24 protein-coding genes and 1 pseudogene are annotated in these 25,675 nt (G+C 72.3%); 13 read left to right on the top strand and 12 right to left on the bottom strand.

Annotation, left to right across the window (positions count from 1 at the left end; all coding sequences use genetic code 11):
* Window positions 1–12: 12 nt before the first annotated feature.
* Window positions 13–537, bottom strand: a complete 525-nt coding sequence (locus E1165_RS15230; RefSeq protein WP_132391945.1) for a hypothetical protein — start codon at window positions 535–537, stop codon at window positions 13–15.
* Window positions 519–1,178, bottom strand: a complete 660-nt coding sequence (locus tag E1165_RS15225) for an HNH endonuclease family protein (protein WP_132391943.1) — start codon at window positions 1,176–1,178, stop codon at window positions 519–521. Before E1165_RS15225 ends, E1165_RS15230 begins: the two co-directional genes overlap by 19 nt.
* Window positions 1,179–1,287: 109 nt before the next feature.
* On the opposite strand from E1165_RS15225, the gene E1165_RS15220 reads away from it, so the two are divergent.
* Both E1165_RS15220 and E1165_RS15215 read left to right on the top strand, forming a co-directional pair.
* Window positions 1,288–2,718 carry an MFS transporter gene (locus tag E1165_RS15220; protein WP_132391941.1) on the top strand — a complete coding sequence of 477 codons (1,431 nt, stop codon included), beginning with the start codon at window positions 1,288–1,290 and terminating at the stop codon, window positions 2,716–2,718.
* Between the two features lie 88 nt (window positions 2,719–2,806).
* Window positions 2,807–3,010 carry a DUF1737 domain-containing protein gene (locus E1165_RS15215; RefSeq protein ID WP_132391939.1) on the top strand — a complete coding sequence of 68 codons (204 nt, stop codon included), beginning with the start codon at window positions 2,807–2,809 and terminating at the stop codon, window positions 3,008–3,010.
* A gap of 90 nt (window positions 3,011–3,100) precedes the next feature.
* On the opposite strand, the gene leuA is transcribed toward E1165_RS15215, so the two are convergent.
* The 3 genes from leuA to E1165_RS15200 form a co-directional block, all read right to left on the bottom strand.
* Window positions 3,101–4,852, bottom strand: coding sequence for a 2-isopropylmalate synthase (gene leuA, locus E1165_RS15210; RefSeq protein ID WP_132391937.1), 1,752 nt, complete (start codon window positions 4,850–4,852; stop codon window positions 3,101–3,103).
* A gap of 289 nt (window positions 4,853–5,141) precedes the next feature.
* Complete coding sequence (locus tag E1165_RS15205) at window positions 5,142–5,672, bottom strand: nitroreductase family protein (RefSeq protein ID WP_132391935.1); 531 nt, start codon at window positions 5,670–5,672, stop codon at window positions 5,142–5,144.
* Between the two features lie 83 nt (window positions 5,673–5,755).
* On the bottom strand, window positions 5,756–6,541 hold the full coding sequence (locus tag E1165_RS15200; protein ID WP_243704787.1) for a hypothetical protein: 786 nt from the start codon (window positions 6,539–6,541) through the stop codon (window positions 5,756–5,758).
* A gap of 247 nt (window positions 6,542–6,788) precedes the next feature.
* On the opposite strand from E1165_RS15200, the gene E1165_RS15195 reads away from it, so the two are divergent.
* Together E1165_RS15195 and E1165_RS15190 are read left to right on the top strand one after the other, a co-directional pair.
* A complete protein-coding gene (locus E1165_RS15195) occupies window positions 6,789–8,054 on the top strand; it encodes an aspartate kinase (RefSeq protein WP_132391933.1) in 1,266 nt (421 codons plus the stop codon).
* 5 nt (window positions 8,055–8,059) lie between these two features.
* The gene (locus tag E1165_RS15190) at window positions 8,060–9,118 is read left to right on the top strand and encodes an aspartate-semialdehyde dehydrogenase (RefSeq protein ID WP_132391931.1); all 1,059 of its coding nucleotides are present in this window, start codon (window positions 8,060–8,062) and stop codon (window positions 9,116–9,118) included.
* Between the two features lie 124 nt (window positions 9,119–9,242).
* On the opposite strand, the gene E1165_RS15185 is transcribed toward E1165_RS15190, so the two are convergent.
* Window positions 9,243–10,619, bottom strand: a complete 1,377-nt coding sequence (locus E1165_RS15185) for a diguanylate cyclase (RefSeq protein ID WP_371687346.1) — start codon at window positions 10,617–10,619, stop codon at window positions 9,243–9,245.
* Between the two features lie 251 nt (window positions 10,620–10,870).
* Here E1165_RS15185 and E1165_RS15180 point away from each other — a divergent pair, with 251 nt between their 5' ends.
* The 3 genes from E1165_RS15180 (at window position 10,871) to E1165_RS15170 (ending at window position 13,059) form a co-directional block, all read left to right on the top strand.
* The gene (locus E1165_RS15180; protein WP_132391927.1) at window positions 10,871–11,650 is read left to right on the top strand and encodes a phosphodiesterase; all 780 of its coding nucleotides are present in this window, start codon (window positions 10,871–10,873) and stop codon (window positions 11,648–11,650) included.
* A 246-nt stretch (window positions 11,651–11,896) separates the two neighbouring features.
* Entirely contained in the window at window positions 11,897–12,349 is a 453-nt protein-coding gene (locus tag E1165_RS15175; protein WP_132391925.1) for a lamin tail domain-containing protein, read from the top strand.
* A 236-nt stretch (window positions 12,350–12,585) separates the two neighbouring features.
* A complete protein-coding gene (locus tag E1165_RS15170) occupies window positions 12,586–13,059 on the top strand; it encodes a hypothetical protein (RefSeq protein WP_132391923.1) in 474 nt (157 codons plus the stop codon).
* Window positions 13,060–13,206: 147 nt separating this feature from the next.
* On the opposite strand, the gene E1165_RS15165 is transcribed toward E1165_RS15170, so the two are convergent.
* Window positions 13,207–14,313 carry a calcium:proton antiporter gene (locus E1165_RS15165; RefSeq protein WP_207916900.1) on the bottom strand — a complete coding sequence of 369 codons (1,107 nt, stop codon included), beginning with the start codon at window positions 14,311–14,313 and terminating at the stop codon, window positions 13,207–13,209.
* A 328-nt stretch (window positions 14,314–14,641) separates the two neighbouring features.
* On the opposite strand from E1165_RS15165, the pseudogene E1165_RS15160 reads away from it, so the two are divergent.
* A pseudogene (locus E1165_RS15160) lies at window positions 14,642–15,088 on the top strand (SRPBCC family protein); the annotation flags it as partial.
* A 386-nt stretch (window positions 15,089–15,474) separates the two neighbouring features.
* On the opposite strand, the gene E1165_RS15155 reads toward E1165_RS15160, so the two are convergent.
* Entirely contained in the window at window positions 15,475–17,868 is a 2,394-nt protein-coding gene (locus E1165_RS15155; RefSeq protein WP_132391919.1) for an ABC transporter permease, read from the bottom strand.
* 1 nt (window position 17,869) lies between these two features.
* Window positions 17,870–18,598 carry an ABC transporter ATP-binding protein gene (locus tag E1165_RS15150; protein WP_207916899.1) on the bottom strand — a complete coding sequence of 243 codons (729 nt, stop codon included), beginning with the start codon at window positions 18,596–18,598 and terminating at the stop codon, window positions 17,870–17,872.
* A gap of 164 nt (window positions 18,599–18,762) precedes the next feature.
* On the opposite strand from E1165_RS15150, the gene E1165_RS15145 reads away from it, so the two are divergent.
* Both E1165_RS15145 and E1165_RS15140 read left to right on the top strand, forming a co-directional pair.
* The gene (locus tag E1165_RS15145) at window positions 18,763–19,962 is read left to right on the top strand and encodes a sensor domain-containing protein (protein WP_132391959.1); all 1,200 of its coding nucleotides are present in this window, start codon (window positions 18,763–18,765) and stop codon (window positions 19,960–19,962) included.
* Window positions 19,947–20,594, top strand: a complete 648-nt coding sequence (locus E1165_RS15140; RefSeq protein WP_132391915.1) for a response regulator transcription factor — start codon at window positions 19,947–19,949, stop codon at window positions 20,592–20,594. The genes E1165_RS15145 and E1165_RS15140 overlap by 16 nt, the downstream gene beginning before the upstream one ends.
* A 374-nt stretch (window positions 20,595–20,968) precedes the next feature.
* Here the strand turns inward: E1165_RS15140 and E1165_RS15135 are convergent, their stop codons facing one another.
* Both E1165_RS15135 and E1165_RS15130 read right to left on the bottom strand, forming a co-directional pair.
* Window positions 20,969–21,241, bottom strand: a complete 273-nt coding sequence (locus E1165_RS15135) for a hypothetical protein (protein WP_132391913.1) — start codon at window positions 21,239–21,241, stop codon at window positions 20,969–20,971.
* 3 nt (window positions 21,242–21,244) lie between these two features.
* On the bottom strand, window positions 21,245–21,583 hold the full coding sequence (locus E1165_RS15130) for a hypothetical protein (protein ID WP_132391911.1): 339 nt from the start codon (window positions 21,581–21,583) through the stop codon (window positions 21,245–21,247).
* A gap of 147 nt (window positions 21,584–21,730) precedes the next feature.
* Here E1165_RS15130 and E1165_RS15125 point away from each other — a divergent pair, with 147 nt between their 5' ends.
* Window positions 21,731–23,152 (top strand): helix-turn-helix domain-containing protein, encoded by a 1,422-nt coding sequence (locus E1165_RS15125; RefSeq protein WP_132391909.1) that lies wholly within the window; start codon window positions 21,731–21,733, stop codon window positions 23,150–23,152.
* 3 nt (window positions 23,153–23,155) lie between these two features.
* On the opposite strand, the gene E1165_RS15120 is transcribed toward E1165_RS15125, so the two are convergent.
* Window positions 23,156–23,722, bottom strand: a complete 567-nt coding sequence (locus E1165_RS15120; protein ID WP_132391907.1) for an NUDIX hydrolase — start codon at window positions 23,720–23,722, stop codon at window positions 23,156–23,158.
* Between the two features lie 451 nt (window positions 23,723–24,173).
* On the opposite strand from E1165_RS15120, the gene E1165_RS15115 reads away from it, so the two are divergent.
* Together E1165_RS15115 and E1165_RS15110 are read left to right on the top strand one after the other, a co-directional pair.
* Entirely contained in the window at window positions 24,174–24,452 is a 279-nt protein-coding gene (locus E1165_RS15115; RefSeq protein WP_132391905.1) for a hypothetical protein, read from the top strand.
* Between the two features lie 192 nt (window positions 24,453–24,644).
* A complete protein-coding gene (locus E1165_RS15110; protein WP_132391903.1) occupies window positions 24,645–24,857 on the top strand; it encodes a hypothetical protein in 213 nt (70 codons plus the stop codon).
* Window positions 24,858–25,675: the final 818 nt, after the last annotated feature.

The raw sequence follows: 25,675 nt of genomic DNA, 5'->3' as shown, positions 1-25,675 counted from the left end.
GCTCGGCCGGTCTCAGCCCTCCGGGCGGTTGAGCAGGGCGAGCGCGATCCTGTGCACCGGGTCCAGCCCGGCCGGGTCGGCGAGCTCAGCGGTGCCGCCGGTCACCGTGTACCACTCGTCGGCGTCCTTGTACTGCACCGAGAGGTGCACCCGGCCGCCGGCATGGGTCGTCCGCAGGGTCAACTCGCCGGTGATCACGCCGACCTCGTCGGTCATCACTCCGCCGGGACCGGCGACGAGGTCAGCCGTCAACTCCCGAGGTGCCGCGGCGGCGGCAGCGGAGCGCTCTGCTGCCTCGCCGGCGCTGGCGTCGGCGCTCATTCCGGCGCCGGGCAGCGCGGCGGAGGCCGCCGCCCGGCCGTCGGCGGACATTCCGGCGGTGGTGGCCCCGGGGGCCGTCGGCTCGCCGCCACCGATGGCCCGCGCGGCGTCGTTCCCACCGCTGCCGGTGGCCGCCGCCACGTCGTCCCCACCGGCGTCGGGCATCCGCTCCGGCGCGGGTGTGCCGCCAGCGCCGGTTACGGCCTGCTCGCCCATGTGCACCCCTCCAACATGTCGCTGAGCGCCTTCTTCTCGGCGCTGGTGACCGTCAGCCGCCAGTGGTGTTTCACCGTGACCCAGTCTGCGGCGTACCTGCACCAGTACGACCGGTTCGGCGGCTTCCACTGCGACGGATCCTGGTCACCCTTTGCCCGGTTGGAGCTGGCGGAAACCGCGATGAGCTGCGGTCGGGTCAGGTCGTTCGCGAAGTCTCCGCGTCTGGTGTCGTCCCACTCGGCGGCCCCGGAACGCCACGCGTTCGCCAACGGCACCATATGGTCGATGTCCACCCCGGAGGGGTCGGTGACGGCCCGCCCGTCGTAGACGCTCTCCCAGTGGCCCGCCACCACGTTGCATCCGGAGAGGCGGATGTCCTTCCCGTCGCGCTGGAGGACGCTGTCCCGGACGTCGCAGTTCTTGCCGGTGTTCCGCCAGTGCGGGAAGCGTGCCCGACTGTAGCCGCGCATCGAGCCGGCACTCGCGACGGTCAGCTCCGCCAACTGCTCGCCGACGTTGCCGGCGCCGCTGGGCGGCGCTTCCGGCTCGTCGATCGTGACCTGACACCCGCCGAGGGCGAGGGCGAGCAGCGCGGCGAGCGTCGCCGCCGCCGTCGCACGGGCTCCTGATCTGGTACGCACAGACGACACCTCTCCAGCTTGCGGGCTCCCGGCGATCCCGCACAGTACCCGGGCACGGTTTCGGCGTTTCGTGGGATCTCCCACGCGACTCGGGGGAAGATTGGTACCCATGACTGCACCCGCCCATGCGCTCCGGGTCGCCAGCGGCGCGGGTCGGGGTGCCCTGCTGGCGGCGATCCTCGCCTCCGGCATGGTCTTTCTGGACAGCACCGTGGTCAACGTGGCGCTGCCCAGGCTGGGCGCCGAACTGGACGCGACCGTCGCGAGTCTGCAATGGACCGTCAACGGCTACGCGCTGACCCTCGCCGCGTTCGTGTTGCTCGGCGGGGCGCTCGGGGACCGGTTCGGCCGGCGGCGGGTCTTCCTGGTCGGCGCCGCCTGGTTCGGCGTCGCCTCCGTCGCGTGCGGGCTGGCCCAGGACACCGGCACCCTGGTGGCCGCCCGCTTCCTCCAGGGGGCCGGCGGTGCGCTGCTCACCCCCGGCTCGCTCGCCGTGCTCCAGGCCAGCTTCCATCCCGACGACCGGGGCCGGGCCATCGGCGTGTGGTCCGGGCTCTCCGGGGTGTCCACGGCGCTCGGGCCGTTCCTCGGCGGCTGGCTGATCGACACGCTCTCCTGGCGGTGGATCTTCTTCATCAACGTGCCGGTCGCGGTGGGTGTGGTGCTCGCCGGACTGCGCTGGGTGCCGGAGAGCCGCGACTGCGACGCCTCGCGTACCGGCGGGGAACGGTTCGACGTGGCGGGGGCGCTGCTCGGCGCGCTGGGGCTTGCCGGTGTCACGTACGCCCTGGTCAACGCGCCGGCGCGGGGCCTGCTCTCGACGCCGGTGCGCGTCGCCACACTGGTGGGGCTGCTCGCGGCGGTGGCCTTCGTCCGACGGGAACGGCGCCGGGGCGACGCCGCGATGCTGCCCGTCGGGCTCTTCACCGGCCGGCTCTTCCCAGTGCTCAACGTCTTCACCGTGGTGGTGTACGCGGCGCTCGGCGGGTTCACCTTCTTCCTCGCCGTCCACCTGCAGAACGCGGTGGGCTGGTCGGCGCTGCGGACCGGGCTGGCCACCATGCCGGTGACCATCCTGCTGCTGGTCGGTTCGGCCCGTGCCGGGGCGCTCTCGGCCAGGACCGGGCCCCGGTTGCCGTTGACCGTCGGTCCGGTGGTCGCGGCGGTCGGTCTGCTGCTGCTGCGCCGGGTCGAGGTGAGCGCGTCGTACTGGGTGGACGTGCTGCCAGGGGTCGTCCTCTTCGGGTTCGGGCTGACCCTGGTGGTGGCGCCGCTGACCGCGTCGGTGCTGGCCGCCGTCCCCGACCGGTTCGCCGGAGTGGCCAGCGGTTTCAACAACGCCGCGTCCCGGGTGGGCGGCCTGCTCGCGGTGGCCGCGCTGCCGTTGCTGGTCGGACTCTCCGGCACCGGGTACGCCCAGCGGGCCGTGTTGACCGCCGCGTACCGGGAGGCGCTGGCCTGGTGCGCCGGGCTGCTGCTGGCCGGCGCGGTGACGGCCGCCCTGCTGGTCCACCGTCCGTCCGGCCGTTCTCGGCCGTAGGTCGCGCCATGGTGCGCTCTTCGGTGGCCGGGCACACCACAACCAGCCGCGACCTGCGGTCGCCTGCGGCGGTTGCTACGTTCACCGGATGAGTGATCATGACGATCGGCTGCGGTACCGCCTGCTCACCGGACCGGACGACGCCGAGTTCTGCCGCCGGGTCAGCGACGCGCTGGCCCAGGGCTACCGGCTGCACGGCTCTCCGGCCATGACCTTCGACGGGCGTCGGGTGGTCGTCGCCCAGGCGGTGGTTCTCGACGACGCCGGGGAGGCCCGGGCCGTCCCGGTCTGACCCGGCCAGGCGGGGACGCGGCCGGCCCGGGCGCCCGGGCCGGCGGGAGACGGAGGTGGCCGGGCCCGTCCGGGCCCGGCCACCTCCGGATCAGCTCCGAGCGCGGTTGACGGCGCTGGTGACCGCCTTGATCGAGGCGGTGACGATGTTGGCGTCCATGCCGACGCCCCAGACCGTGCGGCCGTCCACGTCGCACTCCACGTACGCGGCGGCCTGGGCGTCACCTCCGGAGGAGAGCGCGTGCTCGTGGTAGTCGAGCACGCGTACCGCCACGCCCACCGACTGGAGCGCGTTGACGTACGCGTCGATCGGACCGTTGCCGACCGCCGCGAGCGTGCGCCGATCCCCGCCCAGCCCGACCTGCGCCTCGATCTCGACCTTGCCGTCCACGGTGCCGATCGTGTATCCGGCCAGCGCGACGGCCGGGTCGGCCTGGTGCTCGACCAGGTAGTTGCGGGCGAAGATGTCCCACATCGCGGCCGGCTCGACCTCGCCGCCGGAGTGGTCGGTGACCTGCTGCACGACCCCGGAGAACTCGATCTGGAGCCGGCGCGGCAGGTCGAGCTGGTGCTCGGTCTTCATGATGTACGCGACGCCGCCCTTGCCGGACTGCGAGTTGACCCGGATGACGGCCTCGTAGGTGCGGCCCAGGTCCTTCGGGTCGACCGGCAGGTACGGCACCGCCCAGGTGAACTCGTCCATCGGCACTCCGGCCGCCGCGGCGTCGGCCGCCAAGGCGTCGAAGCCCTTGTTGATCGCGTCCTGGTGGGAACCGGAGAAGGCGGTGTAGACCAGGTCGCCCGCGTACGGGTGCCGCTCGTGCACCGGCAGCTGGTTGCAGTACTCGACGGCCCGCTTGACCTCGTCGATGTTCGAGAAGTCGATCATCGGGTCGATGCCCTGGGAGAAGAGGTTCAGGCCCAGGGTGACCAGGTCGACGTTGCCGGTGCGCTCGCCGTTGCCGAACAGGCAGCCCTCGATCCGGTCCGCGCCGGCCAGCAGGCCCAGCTCGGCGGCGGCCACCCCGGTGCCCCGGTCGTTGTGCGGGTGCAGGCTCAGCACCAGGCTGTCCCGGCGGGGCAGGTGCCGGTGCATCCACTCGATGGAGTCGGCGTACACGTTCGGCATGGCCATCTCGACGGTCGCCGGCAGGTTGACGATCAGCTTGTGGTCGGGGGTGGGATCGACCACCTCGATGACCTTGGCGCAGACCTCCAGCGCGTACTCCAGCTCGGTGCCGGTGTACGACTCCGGCGAGTACTCGTAGTGGATGTCGGTGTCCGGAGTGTGGATCTCCGCGTACTTCTGGCAGAGCCGCGCACCGGTGGTGGCGATGTCGGTGACGCCGTCGCGGTCCAGCCCGAAGACCACCCGGCGCTGCAACGTGGAGGTGGAGTTGTAGAAGTGCACGATGGCCCGGCGGGCGCCGCGCAGCGACTCGAAGGTCCGGTCGATCAGGTGCTCCCGGCACTGGGTGAGCACCTGGATGGTGACATCTTCGGGGATCAGATCCTGCTCGATCAGTTGCCGGACGAAGTCGAAGTCGGTCTGGCTGGCCGACGGGAAGCCGACCTCGATCTCCTTGTAGCCCATCTGCACCAGCAGTTGGAACATCCGCCGCTTGCGTTCGGGGGACATCGGGTCGATCAGGGCCTGGTTGCCGTCGCGCAGGTCGACGGCGCACCAGCGGGGCGCGGCCTCGACGTGCCGGGTCGGCCAGGCGCGGTCCGGCAGGTCGACCCGGAACTGCTGCTGGTACGGCTGGTAACGCCGGAACGGCATCCGGCTGGGGGTCTGCCGGGCGATCGGATCGGTCGCGGCGTCGGCGGTGGGTTCTGCCATGGCGGAGTGCTCCCCTTGGGTCATGTCGGGCGTCAGCAATCGGAAGGTGTCGGCGCGGTGCCGGGCAGCGGTGCCCGCGCGGTGCCGATGGTGGTTCGGATCTGCTGGACGGCGCGGTTCGACTCCGCGACGAGGTGCCGGCCGGTCAGGCCTCGTCGCGGCGACCAAGGAGGAGGTACGCGCGCCACATGACAGAGTCACCCTACGTGGTGATCGTGGAGGTGGGAAGGCGGGTCCGGACTATGGGACCGGAGTCACCGTCCCTCGGAGCATCCGTGACCGACAGGGCTCAGCCCAGCAGCAGGGTGTGGGCCGGGCGGCGGCGGCGCAGGGCCGTCTCGTGCCAACGGAGTCGCTCGGGAAGGCGGAACGGGTCACCGAGCCGGCCGACGGCGGTCACCGTGAGTGGGCGTACCTCCGCCGGCAGGTCGAGGTCGGCGCGGAGCGCGGCCCGGTCGAAGTCGGTGAGCTGGTGGGCGTGCAGACCGAGCGCGGTGGCCTGGACGACGAGGTGGGCGATCGCCTGGCCGAGGTCGTACGCGGCCCGCTCCGGGTCGCCGCCGGCGTGCGCGCCGAGCACCAGGACGGCGGCGTCCCGGGCCCACTGCTGGTCGTGGGCGGGCAGGCTCACCAGGATCCGTTTCCAGGTCTCGTCGTGACGGTGGCCGAGGGCGAACCGCCACGGCTGGGCGTTGCCCGCCGAGGGCGCCCAGCGGGCGGCCTCCAGCAGGGACGCCGCCTCGCCGCCCGTCAGTTCGGCGTCCGGGTCGAAGGCGCGAGGGCTCCAGCGGAACGCGAGCAACGGGGTGATGTCGACCATGCGAAGAGGATCCCGTATGGGCGTTTCGCTGCGGCGGCGAGGTGGTTCAAATGTGGTCAAACGCACCCGTAACGATATGCCGGTCAAGGCGTTCCGCCGCCCACGCTCCCCTCGTGGGCCGGCGCCTCCCGGCCCAGCGGCTCGGCGTCCACCACCGGTCCGGCCAGCGCGACCGTGGCGGGAGCCGGGCCCACCGGGCCGGCCAGCGTGAGTGTCCCGAGCGCCGCCCGCACGTGGGTCGGCGTCCCGTCCGCCTCGAAGCAGTAGACGCCAACGTCCAGCGGCGGGTCGAGCGAGGCGGCGGTGGACTCCACCGTGAAGCAGCGGCCGGCCACCCCGACGGGCGGGGACGCGGCGGAGATCACCAACGGGCTGCGCCGGTCGGTGAGCACGGCCAGCCAGTCGGTGAACGGATGCTGCACCCGGGGGTCCAGCCGGTCCGGTACGACGCCGTCCCGCGCGCCGAGGCGTACGCAGGTCGCCGCCCCGGGCCGGCCCGCCGACGGCAGGCCGCACTGGAAGAGGCCGTCGGAGGTGGCGGCGATCGACACGTCCGCCGTGCCGCCGAGTGCGCCGCCGGGCACGTCGATCCGCCAACTGCCGTCCTCGGCGCTGACCACGGTCACGTCCCGCGCCGAGCCGTCGGCGCCCACGTGGATGTACCGGGCGGTGAAGTGGCGGTCCTGGGCCGCCGCCGCCAGCGCCGCCAGTTCGTCCCAGGCCGCGTCGGCGCCGGCGGGTGCCGGGTCCGGGGGTGTGCTCGGGTTCACCGTGGCCGGCGGATCGGTGGTGCAGGCCGCGAGGAGTGCCGGGAGGAGGACGGACAGGGCGCCGGTCAATCGGCGCGCGGCGCGCGGAGGGGCATGCACCGGGTCATTCTGCGCCGCCCGTCCGCCTCGCGGAGACCCGCCTCCGGCCTACCCACCGGCGTGTCGCCGATCCGGACGGCGGGCGGAACCGCAGCTCCGGCCGGCTCGAACCGCCGGATGGTGGGATCACCTGACCCGCTCTCGCGTACCGCCCGATACCCTGAGGAGGTCTGACGCGCGCCGCCGGAGGAGAGCAGCCGGCGGCGTCGGCACGCTCAGGGTCGTCGCTGGGAGGGAGTGCACCGTCGTGGCACTCGTGGTGCAGAAGTACGGCGGGTCCTCCGTCGCCAACGCCGAGCGCATCAAGCGGGTCGCCGAGCGCATCGTCGCCGCCCGCAAGGCCGGCGACGACGTGGTGGTGGTGGTGTCCGCGATGGGGGACACCACCGACGAGCTGCTCGACCTGGCCAACCAGGTCAGCCCGCTGCCGCCGGGTCGTGAGCTGGACATGCTGCTCACCGCCGGGGAACGGATCTCCATGGCGCTGCTGGCCATGGCCATCCACAACCTGGGGTACGAAGCCCGCTCGTTCACCGGCTCGCAGGCCGGCGTGATCACCACGTCGGTGCACGGCAGGGCACGGATCATCGACGTCACCCCGGGCCGGCTCAAGGGCGCGCTCGACGAGGGGGCGGTGGTCATCGTCGCCGGTTTCCAGGGCGTCTCGCAGGACACGAAGGACGTCACGACGCTCGGCCGGGGCGGGTCGGACACCACCGCCGTGGCGCTCGCCGCCGCGCTGGACGCGGACGTCTGCGAGATCTACACCGACGTGGACGGGGTCTTCACCGCCGACCCGCGGATCGTGCCGAACGCCCGGCACATCACCAGCATCACCTACGAGGAGATGCTGGAGCTGGCCGCCTGCGGCGCGAAGGTGTTGCACCTGCGCAGCGTGGAGTACGCCCGTCGGGCGGGGTTGCCGATCCACGTCCGTTCGTCATACTCGACCAACACCGGCACCATGGTCACCGGATCGATGGAGGACCTTCCCGTGGAACAGGCGCTGATCACCGGGGTCGCCCACGACCGCAGCGAAGCGAAGATCACGATTGTCGGCGTGCCCGACGAGCCGGGCGCGGCCGCGAAGATCTTCGACACCGTGGCCGGCGCGGAGATCAACATCGACATGATCGTGCAGAACGTCTCCACCGAGGGGACCGGCCGCACCGACATCTCGTTCACCCTGCCCAAGACCGACGGCCCGACCGCGATGGCGGCCCTCAGCAAGATCCAGGAGTCGGTCAAGTTCAAGGGCCTGCTCTACGACGACCACGTCGGCAAGGTGTCGCTGATCGGCGCCGGGATGCGCTCGCACCCGGGCGTCGCGGCCGGCTTCTTCGCGGCGCTGGGGGCGGCCGGGGTCAACATCGAGATGATCTCCACCTCGGAGATCCGCGTCTCGGTGGTCTGCCGGGACACCGACCTCGACAAGGCCGTCCGCGCCATCCACGACGCTTTCGAGTTGGGCGGCGAGTCCGAGGCTGTCGTCTACGCGGGGACAGGACGGTAGCGCCGGTGGCGGCGCAGCCCACCCTGGCCGTGGTCGGGGCGACCGGTGCCGTCGGCACCGTGATGTGCGAGCTGCTCTCCTCCCGGCGCAACGTCTGGGGCGAGATCCGGCTGCTCGCCTCCGAGCGCTCGGTCGGGCGGAACGTGCGCTGTCGGGGTGAGGAGCTGACCGTCCAGCCGCTGACCCCGGAGGCGTTCGACGGCGTCGACGTGGCCATGTTCGACGTGCCGGACGACGTCTCCGCCGAGTGGGCGCCGGCGGCCGTGACCCGGGGCGCGGTGGTGGTCGACAACTCCGGGGCGTTCCGGATGGACCGGGACGTCCCGCTGGTGGTGCCCGAGATCAACCCCGAGCAGGTACGCAACCGGCCCAAGGGGATCATCGCCAACGCCAACTGCACCACTCTCGCCATGATCGTGGCGATCGCCCCGCTGCACCGCGAGTACGGGCTGCGTGAGCTGGTCCTGGCCTCGTACCAGGCGGTGTCGGGGGCGGGGCAGACGGGCGTGGACACGCTGCACCTGCAACTCGGCAAGATCGCCGGGGACCGGGTGCTCGGCTCCCGTCCCGGTGACGTACGGCAGGCGGTCGGCGACGAGCTCGGCCCCTTCCCCGCGCCGCTCGCGCTGAACGTGGTGCCGTGGGCCGGGTCGCTGACCGACGGCGGCTGGTCCTCGGAGGAGATGAAGATCCGCAACGAGTCCCGCAAGATCCTCGGCCTGCCCGATCTCAAGGTCTCCGCGACCTGCGTACGGGTGCCGGTGGTGACCGGTCACTCGGTGGCGGTGCACGCCGTCTTCGCCAGCGAGGTGGACGCCGAGGGGGCCCGCGAGGCGCTGCGCAACGCTCCCGGCGTGATCCTGGTCGACGACCCGGCGGCCGGGGAGTTCCCGATGCCGATCGACGCGGTGGGCACCGACCCGTCCTGGGTGGGCCGCATCCGCCGTGCCCTCGACGATCCGCGCGCCCTCGACCTCTTCGTCACCGGCGACAACCTCCGCAAGGGCGCCGCCCTCAACACCGCCCAGATCGCCGAGCTGCTCGCCAAGGAACTCGCCCACTGACCGATGTCTCGGCCCCCTGATCGACTCGTTCGCGGCAGATGGGCTGTCCGAGACGCGGAACACCCCACCTGCCGCGGCTTGAGTGGATCATCATCCGGGACGTGCGCCCGCGCCGGTAGCGGGATCAGGCGGCGGCGAGGCGTACGCCGTCGCGGCCGTGCCGCTTGACGGCGTAGAGCGCCTCGTCGGCGCGGCGCAGGGTCACCTCCGCCGGCTCACCGGGTTGGGGCAGCGCGACCCCGACGCTGATCGTGCGCCCGGTCTGCCGGGCGGCCTCGGTGAGCCGCTCGGCGATCCGGACCGCCTCCTCCGGACGGCTCACCTCGAGCACCGCGACGAACTCGTCGCCGCCGGTCCGGTACAGCTCGTCGCCCTGCCGCAACGCCCCTTCCAGGGCCCGGGCCAGCCCCACCAGCAGCCGGTCCCCGGCCTGGTGGCCGTACGTGTCGTTGACCGTCTTGAAGCCGTCCACGTCGATGGCGAGCAGGGCGGTACGGCCCGGCGTGGCGGTCCGGATCCGCTGACCGAACGGCCCGGTGTGGCGCAGTCCGGTGAGCGGGTCGGAACTGGCCTGCTCACGGAGCTGGGCCAGGGTCCGCAGCCGGTCCAGCGCACCCCAGGCCTGACCGGCGAGCAGTTCCATCAGGTTGACCGTGGTCGGGTCCGGCCGCAGCAGCCGCTCGTCGGCGACCAGCAGCAGGCCGCCCGAGTCGGGCGGCCCGAGCGGCACCGACACCAGGGTGCGTACCCCGGCGCGGACCAGCGGCTCGTACTCCTCCGTCGGCGGGCGTCCCGCCTCCCCCAGGGTGTACGCCGCCCCGTGCCGGTGGGCGCGGGCGACCATCCGGCCGAGCGGACCGGGGCCCGCCTCGGTTAGCTCGGCCCGGATGCGTGACTCCAGTTCGCCCGGGGCGCCGGTCGGGGCACCCAGGCGCGGGCCGCGCCGGTCGTCGAGCACCAGCACGGCGGCGGAGAGGGTGGAGACGTCCCGGGCCGCGGTGATCGCGGCGGCCATCAGGTCCCAGTCGGTGGGGGCGGAGGTCATCGCGGTGGCGTGCCGGAGCAGCTTCTCGCTGCGGCTCTCCGCGGGCGGCCCGCCGAGCGCCACGATCCGGGCACCGAGCCGACCGGCCAGCCGCTCCGCGGTCACCCGCCAGGGCTCCAGCTCGACCGGCGCGCTCCACTGGAGGTCCAGCACCCCGATCGGGCGGCCCGCCGGGTCCAGCACCGGCACACACATCTCGGCGATGACGTCGGGGCGTACCGGCAGATAGTCCGGGTCGGCGGTGACGTCGGCGACGGTGGCGGCCTCACCGCAGGCGTAGACCCGCCCGACGATCCCGGACTTCGGCGGCACGGTGGCGAAGACCTGCCAGGCTCCGGTCGCCGCGACGCAACGCAGCCGGTCGTGGACCTGGAGCAGGACGGAGATCGTGGCCGGGGTGTACCGGGCGAGCGCGGTCACGGTCCACTGGCACGCCTCGACCGCGGTGGACGCCATCGGCAGGCGGACAGTGACGTCCCGGACGACTCGTTCGTGATCCACGTTCTTCCAGGTGGGGGCGGGCCCGGCCGGCGGCGAGGCTGCGGTCAAGCGTACTCAGTGCCCGGAGCGTCGCCCATGCCAAGATCACGGTGTTCGTACACATGTTTCATCCACAGGTTGTGGACGGGGCCTGTGGGTGGCCCGAGCGGGCCACGCGGGACACGTGGGCGCGATAGCGTGATAGTCCCGGTCGCACTGGAGGAGCCATGCTCGTCGCCCAGCTGAGTGACCCCCATCTGACCACCGGCGTGCTTGCCGCAGCACCCGCCGCCGGCCTTCACCGGGCGCTCGGCCGGGTGCTGGCCCTGCGGCCCCGCCCCGACTGCGTGGTGATCTCCGGGGACCTGGCCGACCAGGGCCGCCCCGACGAGTACGCCGCGCTGCGCGAGGTGCTCGGCCGCTACCCGTTGCCGGTGCATCTGGTGACCGGCAACCACGACGACCGGGAGTCCCTGCTCGACGCCTTCGGCGGCACGCCGTTCCTCGGTGGCGGGTTCTCCGCCTACTACCACGTCGACCATCCCGAGCTGACCGTCGTCGCGTTGGACTCGCTCGTGCCCGGGGAGAACGGCGGTCGGCTCGGTGACGACCAGCTCGGCTGGCTCGACGGCGTGCTCGCGGGCCGACGCGACGTACCGGCGGTGGTGTTCCTGCACCACCCGCCGGTCGCCGTCGGCATCCCGGCCGCCGACGCCATCCGGCTCGCCGACGGCGACGCCCTCGCCGAGGTGATCCGCCGGCACCCCCACGTGGTACGCGTCGCCACCGGCCACCTGCACCGCCCGGTCACCACGGCCTTCGCCGGCACCGTGCTCACCGTCGCGCCCAGCACCTGGCGGCAGGCATCGCTGACCATGAGCCCCGACGAGGAGATCGGTTGGGTCGACGAGCCGACCGCCTTCCTGCTGCACGCCGTCGAGCGGGAGGGTTGTGTGACGCACACCGTGCAGGTCAGTCACGCGGCCGGCATCACCTGCGGCTTCTGACCGACCCTCGGCAGCGGCGTCGGCTGACCGGGCTGGCTCCCCCGCCGGTCGGTGGGTGAGCACGACGGACGGCTGGTTCCGCGATGACCTGTCGCAGCCGCCGGGCGGCCGACCGCCCGGATGTGACCGCATCCCGTGCACGGGATTCACAGATGTGGTGGCGAACGAAGACTTTCCGGGGGTCCACTATTGCCGTCCGGCAAGGATAGCCTCGGCGCACTTTCCGGCAACCGTGTGGGGGAACGTGTGAAGCACAGGCTCATCGGATCCGCCGTGGCGCTCGCGGCCACCGTCGGTGCGCTCGCCGTCGCCGCTCCGGCGCAGGCCGCGACCCCGGCCGTTCAGATCACCAAGGTCTACTACAACTCGCCTGGCAGCGACACCGGCTCCAACAGCAGCCTCAACGCCGAGTACGTCCGGTTGACCAACCGGCGCAGCACGGCCATCAACCTGAAGTACTGGACGCTGCGCGACAGGTCCAACCACGTGTACAAGTTCTCCGGCGACTTCCGGCTCGTCGCCGGCGCGAGCGTCTACATCCACACCGGCAGGGGCACCAACAGCTCGACCCACCGGTACTGGGGTTCCGGCGCGTACATCTGGAACAACAGCGGGGACGCCGCGTACCTGCGCAACTCCGCCGGCACAGCGATCGACTCCTGCTCCTGGGGTAGCAGCGGCAGCTACACGTCCTGCTGACCACACGCCGGACGACCCGTCCGCGTCCGGCGTGGTCCTGGCGGCCGGCACCCTGAGGGGTGGGCGCCGGCTCGTCATCCGACCGCCCCGGGGGAAGGACGGCGGCTCCTTCGCACCGGGAGCCGACGAACCTCCCCCGGGGCGGTCCACTCCTCCCCGCACCCGGCTGCTCGTCGCGTCGACGGTCGCCCGCATCGCCCGCGTCTCGTGTCGGCCGGCTCTGCCATGCTGGCCAGGTGAGTGTGACCTGGCGACACCTGCCCGCCCCGGCCCGCGAGATCGCCCTCGCCGCGACCGAGGCCGTCGAGGCGGCCCGGAGCCGCGACATCGAGGCGTACGACCTGTCGACCGCGCGGCTGGCCACCACGGAACGCTCCGGAGTGGTCCTCGGCTCGGTGGTGCGGCTGCTGCTGGAGGAGGCCCACCCGGACGGGCTGGACTCCGACGACGTGCGGCGGGTGCTGGAGCGCTCCGTCCGGTCGGCCAGCTCGTGGCAGCCGGACGTCGACCCGCACGTGATGCTGGTCCTGCTGGCCGGGGCGCTCGGCGTGTACGACCCGGACGGCGACGACTCCCCGCCCGATCCGGCTGCGGTCGCCCGGCACGCCCCGCTGCTCGTCGTCGACCTGCTGGCGGCGACCGGCCAGCCGGTCGAGAGCTACCTGGGCGCGGCGTTCGCCGAGATCGAGCGCACCGAGCGCCACGACTGACCGGCGCTGCGGTTGATGGACGTGCGGGGTGGGACGCGCGTCTCGTCCTCGTACCGCGGTGCCTCCTGTCGCCGCCTCGATCCGGGTGGCCGCCAGTCCGCGTGGTCGCCCCGGCCGCCTGCCGAAACGGGGCGCGACCGCTGTCCGTCAGGGGCTCGCGGCGAGGAAGACGAACGCCGCGAGCAGCACCAGGTGCACCCCGCCCTGGAGCACGGTCGCCCGGCCGGGGACGACGGTGAGCACGCCGGTCACCGTGGTCAGCGCCAGCAGCGTCAGCTGGGTGCCGCCCAGACCGAGCAGCAGTGGCCCGTCCAGCCAGATGGAGGCGATGGCGATCGCCGGGATGGTGAGACCGATGCTGGCCATGGCGGAGCCGAGGGCGAGGTTGAGGCTGATCTGCACCCGGTCGCGCCGGGCGGCCCGGGCGGCGGCGAGGGTCTCGGGAAGCAGGACGAGCAGTGCGATGACCACGCCGACGAAGGCCTGCGGCAGGTTCGCGGCGGCGACGGCGGACTCGATGGCCGGGGAGACGCCCTTCGCCAGCCCCACCACGGCGATCAGCGAGACGAGCAGCAGGGCGAGGCTCGCCAGCGCGGTACGCGTCGAGGGCGGGTCGGCGTGCCCGTCGCCGTCCGCGTCGACGATGCTCCCGTCGCTGGTGACCGGGAGGAAGTAGTCCCGGTGCCGGCCGGTCTGCACCATGACGAAGAGCCCGTAGAGCGCGAGCGACGCCACCGCGGCGAAGGCGAGTTGGGCGGGGGAGAACTCGGGGCCGGGCCGGCTGGTGGTGAAGGAGGGCACCACCAGGCTGAGGGTGGCGAGGGTGGCGACGGTGGCCAGCGCGCCGCCGGTGCCCTCGGGATTGAACACCGCCACCCGGCGGCGGAGGGCGCCGAGCAGCAGGGACAGGCCGAGGATGCCGTTGCAGGTGATCATGACGGCGGCGAAGACGGTGTCCCGGGCCAGCGCCTGAGCCTTGTCGCCGCCACTGATCATCAGGGTCACGATCAGCGCGACCTCGATCACCGTGACCGCGACCGCGAGCACCAGCGAGCCGTACGGCTCACCGACCTTGTGCGCGACCACCTCGGCGTGGTGTACGGCCGCCAGGACCGCGCCGGCCAGGAGGGCGGCGACCACCGCGACCACGATCCCCGCGAGATCACGGCCCCAGGTGAGCACGAGCAGCACGACCGCGATGACGGGTACGGAGACGGTCCAGTGGGTCAGACGGGATCGGAGCAGGGCGGCCATGCCGTCAACAATGCCAGGCGGATCGATCAACCGACGACTGTCCGCGATGGCCACCGGCGCCCGGCGGGCCTCCGCCCGCGACAACATCGTCCGGACGTCGCGTACCCGCCAGCCTGCGCCAACCCGACTGCTCGCCCCGACCCGGGGGCGCGGCACCCGGGAGGCCGGTGGCGTGTTCGCGGCGCGGAGGGTGCCCTCGTCCAACCCGGACGGCGGCCGGCTCCGGCATTCGTGGTTGAGCCGAGAATCCGGGGGTACGGATCCAGGTGGACAAGGACGGCTTCCTCCCCATCCCAGGGGAGGCTCGACCGGAACGAGGAGGAGTGCCATGACTACCGTGGTCGACAAGTCGATCGAAGTCGATGTGCCGGTCAGCACCGCCTACAACCAGTGGACGCAGTTCGAGGAGTTCCCCCGTTTCATGGGTGGCGTGCAGGAGGTGCGCCAGCTCGACGACCGGCGTATGCACTGGGTCGCCCGGATCGCCGGGGTCCGGCGGGAGTGGGACGCGACGGTCCTGGAGCAGGTGCCGGACGAGAAGGTGGCCTGGGCGGCGACCGAGGGCGCGACCAATGCCGGTGCGGTCTACTTCCAGCCCGTGGGCACCGGCCGCACTCGGGTCCGGCTGCACCTGGAGTACGAGCCGGAGGGGCTGGTCGAGAAGGCCGGCGACAAGCTGGACATCGTCGAGAAGCAGGCCGAGTCCGACCTGGAGAAGTTCAAGAGCTTCATCGAGTCCCGGGGCGTCGAGACCGGCGCGTGGCGGGGCTCAATCGGCGAGGGACTCGGCGTGGGCACGCCCGGTGTCGCGCACGCCGCGGCGTCCCAGGGTGACAGTGGCCGGGCGGGTGCCTCCGGCCTGGCCGACGTGAAGCACCGTTCCAGCGACGACGACCGCGTGGCCGACGCCACCGAGCGGGACTACGTGGTCACCGAGATCGACCGGCCCGCGCCGGACACCACCACCTACCCGGGCGGCCCGGTCAGCGAGCCGAACCGGCCCCTCTGACGCGCCGCCGCGACCACCGGTCCGGCCTCGTCGGCCACCGGCCGCGGCGGTTCCGACCACGAGCCGGGGGCCCCTCCACGGAGGGGCCCCCGGCTCGCTCGTGGCTCGCGCTACCCGTGAGCCACGGCTCCGGTGTGTCGGACCGGCCACTGTCAGCCGGTCACCGCCGTGCGGGGCCGGATGACCCGCCAGGTGACCGCGGCGCTCGCGACGGTCGCCGTGAGCAGCGAGCCGACAATCGCCAGGGCGACCACGCCCCCGTTGAGCTGGATGGAGATGTCCGCGCCGGTGACCTCCGACAGGCCTGCCGCCATACCGGCCAGCGGGGGCAGGGTCACGAGGAGCCCGAGTGCCACCCCGATGCCGGCCACGAGGACCGTCTCGCCGACCGCGAAGGTCATCAGCTGCCGCACGGTGCCACCGGCCGACCTCATGACCGCGAAGTCGGCCTTCCGGCCGTATGCCGCCATCGCCATGCTGTTGGCGACCGCGAGTCCGCTGTACCCGACCGCCACCACGATCAGCATCATCGCGAGGCTGGTGGTGAGGCGGGCGTCGGTGTTGTAGTCCGCCCGGGCGTAGCTCTCGGCGTCGTGCAGCGAGGCGCCGGCCGCCACCGTCATCGGCGCGTTCGCCTGCGGGACGAAGATGGTGTCGGTGAGCGCCGCCCGGTCGTGTGACCGGACCAGCTGACGAGGGAGGACGAAGGCGCCGCGCCCGGGGTCGTCCGGCAGGACCTGGGAGATGCGGACCCTCTCGGTCTTCCCGTCCACGAACCGGACGTCAACGGTCTGGCCCGCGCTGAGCCCGAACAACTTCGCCGTGCCCTCGCCCAGGACGGCCTCGCCCGGCTTGTCCCAGCGCGGGTCGCGGGAGCCCAGCGCGTCGATCACGGTAACGCCGTGCCCGGGCCGGTGGAGGAAGACGCGGGTGGGCAGCGCCGCCTTGCCGACCGGAATCTCTCCGACCACCGCGTCGCTCAGGCCGGGTGTGCCGTCGGGCTCGATGAGCACCTGGCCGGCCAGCTTCTTCGTCTCGCCCGCCGGGTACGCCGTCCGCATCGTCTCCACCATGCCGCTGATGAGCACCGCGAACCCGACCGCGGCGATGATCGGTGCGGCGGTGGCGGCGGCCCGCCGGGTGGCGTTGAGCAGCTCGGCGCGGACCAGCATCGGACCGGCCGACGTGGACCGTCGGGTGATCGGCGCGGTGAGCGCCCGCACGGCCGGTCCGATGATCACGGGCGCGAGCAGCGCCGCCGCCACGATGAGTGTCATCGCCGCGCCCAACGCCGTGTTGATCCGGTCGTCGGCCCCGGTGACCGCGGTCACGACCGCGAGCAGCGCCCCGAGTCCCGCGGCCAGCAGGCCGAAGACCCACCGCGCCCGCGTCATCGGCCGCTTCTCCACCTGGGCGCCGAGCAGCGCCTCCACCGGTGCCACCTTCGCGGCCATCCGGCTCGCCGCCCACGCGCCGACAACGGCCACGCCCGTGCCGATCGCGGTGGCGGTCAGCAGCGGCCACGCCGCCACCTCGATCGCGAAGCCGGGCGGCGTCACGTCCAGCCGCACCAGGACCGCCTTCATCAGCGGCGCGAGCAGCACCGCCAGCAGACTGCCGACCACCGCGCCGAGCAGGCCGACGACGGCCGCCTCACCGAGGATCATCGCGCGGATCTGCTTGGGGTGGGCACCGATCGTGCGCAGCAGGCCGATCTCGCGGCGCCGCTGCGCCGTGGCGAGCGCCAGCGTGGCGCTGACGACGAAGACCGTCACGAACAGGGCGAGCATCGCCATCGCGGCGATCAGTTGGGTACCGAGGAACCGCTTGTGCGCGACGAACTGCGGTTCCAGCGCGGCGCGCTCCTCTCCGGTAACGACCGCTCCGGCGGATCCGACGACACCCCTGGCGCGTTCGGCGACGGTGACCGCCTCCGCGGGGTTTTCGAGCAGTACGGCGATCGTGCGTACACCCGGGTCGAGTTGTGCGGCCTGCGCGTCGGTGAAGAAGAAGCCGGGACCGTCGACCGTGCCGGAGACCCTGAACTGCCGCGGCCCGGTGGCGAGGTTCACCTCCAGGCGCTCCCCGGGCGCGACGCCGAGCGCGGCGTCGACCGCGACCTCGTCCGCCGTCGTGGGCGCGGTGCCGGCCGTCAGGGCGTACGGGGCGAGCCGGGTGCTGGACCAGCCGTGGCCGGCATCCTCGGCCATGTCGTCGGCCACCGGCCGGCCGTCCTTGAACGCCTGCGCGTAGAACGAGCGGTCCACGACGGTACCCGCGACCCCGTCGACGCCGGCCAGCCGGTCGGCCAGTGTGGCGGCGTCGGCCTCGCCCCACGGCACCCGGTCCTTCGGGGTCCCGCTCTCGTTGACCGCCTGCGGCGGAATGACGAGGACGGGGGCCCCGGCCAGGCGCGGCTGTACCTGGGGGCGGGCCGAGTGGTACACGATCAGCGTGACGCCGATCAGGGCGGCACCGAGGGCGATCGCGAGGAACGCGGCGACGAAACCGCGCCAGTGCTCGCGGATGTTGGCGAGTGCCAGCATGTCAGTTCTCCAGCCGGGTCAGGTGCGCGGCGATCAGCGCCGGGTTCGAAGGGGCCGCCCGGTCCAGCAGGATCCGGTCGGCGATCTGGCCGTCCTTGAGGAAGACCACGACGTCGGCGTACGAGGCGGCGACGGGGTCGTGGGTGACCATGATGGTGGTCTGCGACTCCTGGTCGACGAGCCGCCGCAACAGGTGCAGCACCTCGCGCGAGGTGGCGGTGTCGAGGGCGCCGGTCGGTTCGTCGGCGAAGAGGACGTCGGGACGGGTGACCAACGCCCGGGCCAGCGCGACGCGCTGCTGCTGCCCGCCGGAGAGCTCGCTGGGCCGGTGCCCGGCCCGCTCGGCCAGGCCCATCCGGGCCAGCGCGGCGCGGACCTGGGCCCGGTCGACGCGCTTACCGGAGAAGCGGACCGGCAGTTCGACGTTCTGCGCGGCGGTCAGCGAGGCGACCAGGTTGAAGGCCTGGAAGACAAATCCGATGTGCTCGCGGCGCAGTACGGTGCGGCGTCCCTCGTCCATGGCGCCGATGTCCTGGCCGGCGATGTGGATCTGGCCGGAGGTGGGTTGGTCGAGCCCGGCCGCGCACTGCAGCAGGGTGGACTTACCGGAGCCGGAGGGCCCCATGACGGCGGTGAACGTGCCGGCGGCGAAGCCGATCGACACCCCGTCAAGGGCGGTGACGGCCCGTTCGCCGGTTCCGTACGTCTTGCGCACGGTGGTCAGTTGCACCGCCGCCGAAATGGCGGCCTGAGGCGTCGTCGTCATGGTGACAATACGACCCGAGGGGCAGCGGCGCGCGCACTGACCGAGGCTCTACACCCGGGGGTGGAGCCAGCACTACCCCGCCGAACCCCTACGGTCGGTGCGTGCAAAACCGGACCGCCTGGCAGGCCATGGCTCAGCGCCCGTTCGGTTTCCTCGTGTCGCGCTGGCCGTGGCGCGCGCTCGTCTACCTGATCTCCGGCGTGGTGCTGGGGGCGCTGGCGATCGGCGTGCTCGCCGTGGTGATCGCGGCCGGCGTGGTGTCGCTGGTCTTCCTGGTCGGCGCGTTGGTGCTGCTCGCCGTCGCGTTCTCCGGACTGGTCGTGGCCCGGCTGGAACGCTGGCGGCTGCGCCTCGTCGACACCGACGCCACCCCCGACCCGCACCGGGCACCGCCCGGACCCGGGCTCCGGGCCTGGCTGCGTACCCGGCTCGCCGAGCCGGCCACGTGGCGGGAGCTGGCCTTCACGTTCGTGTCGCTCACCGCGCTGTGGTGGCTCGACGTGCTGGTGCTGTCGTTCGCCTTCGTCCTGCCCTGGTTCTGCATCACCGCGCCGGCGGACGACCCGTCGGCCTGGCCGTGGGCGGTCGTCGGCGTCCTGCTACTGCTGAGCTGGCCGTATCCGGTCACGTCCTGGGCCGGCGCGCGGGCCGCGCTGACCCGCACCATCCTCGCGCCGCGCGACGCGGAGCTCGGTGAGCAGCTGATCGAGGTGCACCGGTCCCGGGCCCGGCTCGTCGGCGCGTTCGCGGCCGAGCGTGCCCGGATCGAGCGCGACCTGCACGACGGCGCCCAGCAGCGGCTGGTCTCGCTCAGCATGGCGCTCGGCCTGATGCGTCTGGACGTGGCGCCCGAGTCACCTCTGTACGACCGGCTGGGTGAGGCCCAGGAGCAGCTGTCGGTGGCCCTCGCGGAGTTGCGTGACCTCGTGCACGGCCTCAACCCGCAGGTGCTCGCCGACAACGGGCTCGTCGCGGCGATCGAGGAGAACGCCAGCCGGTTCCCCGTTCCCGTCACGGTGGACGTCCGGCTGGCGACCCGCCTGCCGCAGCCGGTGGAACTCACGGCGTACTACGTCGTCACCGAGGCGATGGCGAACATCGCCAAGCACAGCCGGGCGACGAGCGCGCACATCACGGGGCGGCACCACGCCGATGTGCTGACCCTCGAGATCATCGACAACGGCGTCGGTGGTGCCGACCCAGCGGGTGGCAGCGGCATGACCGGGCTCGCCGACCGCGTCGGCGTCCTGGACGGCCGGTTGCGGGTGTCCAGCCCTCCCGGCGGCCCGACCCTGATCCACGTGGAGATCCCATGCCCCTTCGGATAGTCGTCGCCGAGGACTCGCCCCTGATGCGCGAGGGCCTCGTCAGCCTCCTGGCCCGCTTCGGTCACGAGACGATCGCCGCGGTCGCCGATGCCGACGCCGTCGTCACCGCGGTCCGCGCCGACCCGCCGGACGTGCTCATCACCGACGTACGGATGCCGCCGCGGCACGCCGACGACGGGCTGCGCGCCGCCGTCGCGCTGCGCGAGACGATTCCCGGCCTGCCGGTCCTCGTGCTCAGCCAGTACGTCGAGCAGTCGTACGCGGCGAAGCTGCTCGACTCGGCCGACGGCACCGGCGTCGGCTACCTGCTCAAGGACCGGGTGGGGGCGGTCGCCGACTTCGTGTCCGCGGTCGAGCAGGTCGCAGCGGGCGCGACGGTGGTCGACCCGGACGTCGTCCGGCAGTTGCTCCGCCGCCGTCAGCACCCGTTGCAACGGCTGAGCCCCCGCGAGCAGGAGGTGCTGGCGCTGATGGCCGAGGGACGCTCGAACGCGACGATCGGCGCCCGGCTGCACATCAGCGACGCGGCGGTGAACAAGCACATCGGCAACATCTTCACCAAGCTGGATCTACCGACCGCCACCGACGGGCACCGCCGGGTGCTGGCTGTGCTCGCCTACCTGCGCGGCTGAGCAGACGAGCCGTCACTCGGTGGTCGGTCCGGTCACTGGTCACCGGTGTGCCAGCGGCACCGACGTGCCGCTGATGCCGTCCGCCGACGGCGAGCCGCCCGGTCGACGTCGACACCCGCTCCAGCGACCGCACACCACGCTCGGCCTTGTCCACGTGGCTCGGGCCGCCTGGTCGTGGGCGGGGACGGCAAGCGGTACACCGTGGTCGGCTACGCCCGAGCGCCTCGGTGAGAGTTCGCGCTAGCCACTGCTGTACGGAAACACCAGAGGGCACATCCATCGATGGGATGTGCCCTCTTACCTGGTCGGGGTGGCCGGATTCGAACCGACGACCTCTTCGTCCCGAACTCTCGGCAGGCCGGTCGGATCGGGTGTCATCCGAGGTCATCCGGCCTGCTGGGGTCGCTCGGGGTTGGGCTCGGTGGGCGGGGTTGCTGTACTTCGCTGCTGTACTGCTCGTCGACGAGGAACCGCCCGAAGTGGGCGCGCATGCGTAGCCAGTGCTGGCGGTCGTCACAGGGGTGGATTCGGCCGCAGCGGCACAGGCTCAGGGCCGACTCGGCGTGCTTGGTCAGCAGGATGTCCGCATGGGTCACCTGCGTCTTGGCGTACTCCCGGAAGGCTGCCGAGGTGTAGATGGCTCCCATCGGTCACCGCCCTGCCCTGCGGGTGTGGCGGCGGTGCCAGAGGACTTCGGCGACGGCGTCCACAGGGTCGATATCCCCGGCTGCCAGGCGCTCGCGGGTGACGGCGATCCAGGGCGGCGAGGCGGGGGTGGCTTCGCCGCAGGCGGTTCTCATCCCCTCCTGGGCGAGTTGGGCCAGCCGGCAGGGGTCGCGTTGGTTCGTGTGCCAGCAGCCAGCGACCACGCAGAAGCCGAAGCTATCGGGCCGGTGGGCCTCCCAGAGGGCGCGGGCCAGTCGCCACAGCAGGCGGTGCTGGCACTCGTCGGGTGGCTCCACGGGCGGGTTCTCGACATCGAAGGACATGCGCCGACCATCCCGTCCGTCGACGGGCCGCTCCATGGCCAGCGGCCATGTCACGGTGACATGGGACGGCTCGACCAGCGCGAATGGTCGCCCTAGGCTGTCGACCTGAACACCTTGAGTAGTCGGAACGCGACGCTGGGAGCCGCCGTGCTGCTCGATCCGCTGCGAATACCAGAGGATGCGTGGTCGCACGGCGAGGTGCTGACCGCCCTGGCCGCCCGCGACATCGGCGGGCTGTTCCGCTGGATCACCCGCCTCACCGGGGCGAGTCAGAGCCGGATCGGGGCCGCCGTCGGGCTGGAACAGGGCTACGTCAGCCGGATCATGGCCGGACGCAAGGTCACCTCGATCGACGTCCTGGAGCGAATCGCCGACGGATGCCGGATGCCCGACCAGGCGCGGACCACGATGGGCCTGGCACCCCGGCAGGCCGCGCCGCCGGCCGACCCCGGCCGGCGCACCCCCGGACGGCCCAGCGACCTACCGGTCAACCGGACCTGGCAAGACGACGTACGCAGTGCCGCAGAGCTTTGGCGAGGTGACGTGAACCGTCGAGACGTACTCCGACAGGCGGCCTTCAGCTCCGCCGGCTACACCCTGCCGGCGCTGCGCTGGTTCACCGCACCCGACCCGTCCCCGGTCGCCCAACCCGGACGCAGCACGGTCGGTCAACCGGAGATTGACACCATCCGCGCGATGACCGCGACCTACCGCCAGCTGGACAACCAGTACGGCGGCGGGCACGCCCGCGACACCGTGGCCCGCTACCTCCACCAGGAGGTGACCCCGCTGCTCACCGACGGCCGCTACGACCACCCCACCGGCCAACGGCTGCTCAGCGCCGCCGCCGAACTGGCCCAACTCGCCGGCTGGCAGGCATACGACACCGCCGAGCACGGCATCGCCCAGCGGTACCTCACCCTCGCCCTGGACTTCGCCCACGCCGCCGGAGACGACGGCCTCGGCGCGGAGATCCTCGCCGCGATGAGCCACCAGGCCACCTACCTCGGCCACACCGCCACCGGCCTCGACCTCGCCCGCGCGGCCGGCCAGACCGCCCGCCGCGCCGGGATCCCCGTCCTGGCCGCCGAAGCCCACGTCATGCAAGCCCACGCCCTGGCCAAAGCCAACAACGAACGGGCCTGCGCCGCCGCCCTGCACCAGGCAGAACAAGCCCTCGACCGGGCCGACCGCAGCACCGACCCGCAATGGCTCAGCTACTTCGACGAGGCATACCTATCGGCCAAGTTCGGCCACTGCTTCCACGCCCTCGGCCGCAACACCCACGCCGAACGCTTCGCCGCCCGATCCCTACGAATGGACAACCGCTACGTACGCGGTAGAGCCTTCAACCTCGCCCTGCTCGCCAGCGTCCACGCCCAACAGGGCGAACCCGACCGGGCCTGCACCATCGGCGCAGAGGCCCTCACCCTGACCACCCAGCTACGCTCCGCCAGAGCCGTCCGCTACCTCCGCGACCTGCAAACCCAACTCGCCCCACACCGGCGACTACCCGCCGTCCGGCACTTCACCCGCCGCATCGACGCCACCCTCGGCCCACGACGCTGACCATCACAGCTCACCCCGGGCCTTACGCGCCACCAACTCCAGCACCGCGATCACCGTGCCGGCACCGACAATCTCACCCCGGGACACCAGCCCGTACGCCTCATCGAGCGGTATCCAGGCGACCTGCTCAGCCTCGTTCACGTCCACGGGTGCGCCGATGTGCTCAGCCTGCCGGGCCAGGAACAGCAGATTCTCGGCATCCGCAGTGCCGACCCACGGTTGGAAGGACAGCAACGGCTCCACCGCCTGGGGCCGCCAGCCGGTCTCCTCCTCGACCTCCCGTACCGCGCACCGCGCCGGCTGCTCCTCGTCGTCGACGTAGCCGCCGGGCAGCTCCCACACCCACCGGTCGAACACGAACCGGTGCCGCCGCAGCAACAAAAGGCGCTCTCGATCGTCGAGTACGGCGACCATGGCCGACCGGGGAGCCCGGATCACGTACTGCTCGAAGCGAACCCCATCGGGCAACTCCACCTCGGCGATGCTCAACCGCGCTCGGCGGGAGTCGTCCACCACCCGCTCGCCGTGGATGGTCCACCGGGTCAACTCCGTCGCCTGCTTCTCCTCCACCCCGCCAGTATCCGCGCCAAACCCCTACAACTGCGCCGCAGGCGACACCCCTGGGCACACCGTCCGGGCCGTCGCCCAGACGAACACCCAACACCGACCCCCGTCGGGGGGATGCGGTCCCATGCTGTCGGCTGCTGTCAGGCGGTGACAAACAGCGTCAACGAGCAGGTGCCGGACGCCGTCGGTTCACGGTCGAGGTTGACCCGCATCGACGCTGGCGCTGCCTTCCTGCTGCTTGGTTGCTGCCCGACCCGCGCCAGGCCACCTCGACTGTCAGCTTGGGAATCGGATTGATCTACACGCTGGGTAGCCGCATCGCCCGATAGAGGAACACGGAGGGTTCGGGTTGTGGCCGTCGCGATGCCGACGTTGGCTCGTGTTCACCCCTGCATCGGGCACGCATCGGGCACGTAATCGAGGGCGGGCGTCGTTTGGGTGAGAGGCTGAGTACGTGGGGCTGAACAAGGAGACAGCAGCGCGGCTCGCCGATGCACGTCTGGCTGATTGGCAACGCGTCAGCTATGGCGAGTGGCGCGCGATGCTCGACGACAAGGACGTACGCCAGGTCGTCGGCGAGGACGGCAAGCGGTACAGCGTGGTCAGTTATGCCGTCGATGACGGCGATGGGCGTATCCGCATGGGGGTGGCCGTGGATGACGGGGGCTGGTCGGCGTTCGTTCCGCTGGTGCGCGACGAGATCATGATGCCGGATGGCACGTTCGTCGAATGACCTCTTCGGTGTGAAGGAATGATCAGCCGTCGATGAGCTGGGCGAGTAGTAGGGGTGAACTGCTCGAACGGTCCGTTCCTGTCCATGAGCGTCCAGCGTTGGCCGCGCCGGTCGTCACCTAGTTGGTCACCCAACCAGTCGGCCAGGCTGAGGCGAAGGCGTTTCTGGCGCGTATGCCGTAGCGTCGATGGCATGAAGCCGCTGGTGGTGTCCCTCATAGCGTTCGCCGTGGTACTGATCGCGGCGTTCGTCGTCGTTGCCTGGCGTGACCGGAAGCGTCTCTCCTCGCCCGAGGACTCGGCTTCGGCCCGCGATGCCAGGTCTACGCAAGAACGGTACGCGGCAGAGCGTCATGCCGTCCAAGGTGAGGTATGGCGGCGCGGCCAAAACCCGCCTAGCACCTGAGCAAGCCTCGCGCGAGCAGGGAGCCCTACCTTGCCATCCCGTCTGCCGTCGACCCGCCCTCCTGGGGAGCGGGCCGCCGCCCGGCCCGCCACGTCAAGACGGCCTTGACGGCTCGTGCGGACGCTGGCGGGTCGGGCGGTGGTCTGCTCGGCTTGCCCGGGTCGACGGGGGGCGGGATGGCCTACCGCAACCACCCACGGACCGTGCCCCGCCGACGGTGCCCCGGCCATCCTGGAGCCGGAGCGCCCCCGCCGGAGGCGCAGTAACCGCAACCCCGCGCCCGCAGCCAGCTCGCCGACGGACCCGGCGTGCGCTCCCTCACGCCGCGGGTGCTGGCCGCGCGGCTCGGCCGGCTGCCGGCCCACCAGCCTTGCCGGACACGGGCTGTCGTCATGCGGCGGCCCTCCGGGCTTCCCGCTGTCCGCGCCAGCCGCCGGGCGTGTTGCGTGGCCGGAGTCGGAGCGCCAGCGGAGCGACGGACGCGCGCCCAGGCGGCGGCGCGTGCGGCCCGTCAAGGGCCGCCTTGATAGATGTACAGAAAGTCCTCCCACACCGGCCGGCAGCCGGCCGCCCCGCCCCGGCCCGAGGGGTCACGGCGGGTTGACGTGTCGGTGCTCGGTGCTACCGTGGTTTCCGTCGAGCACGCCAGCGCGGCCTTCTGCCGGATCGCTGAGACCGACTCCGGAGATGTCGAGCGGCCTTCTTGCCGCTGATGCGGGTCACTTCCCGCCGGCTTTCGATCGCACCGGCCGCTGCGCCGGTCCGGAATCCACTGAGCGCCCAGCACGGCCTTTCCCGCCGTCCACGGTGGCCCTCGG

Source organism: Micromonospora sp. KC723, from assembly GCF_004348595.1.
Lineage (GTDB): Bacteria > Actinomycetota > Actinomycetes > Mycobacteriales > Micromonosporaceae > Micromonospora.
Note: the sequence above shows the minus strand (reverse complement) of the source record. Positions and strands in the feature narration are given on the sequence as shown.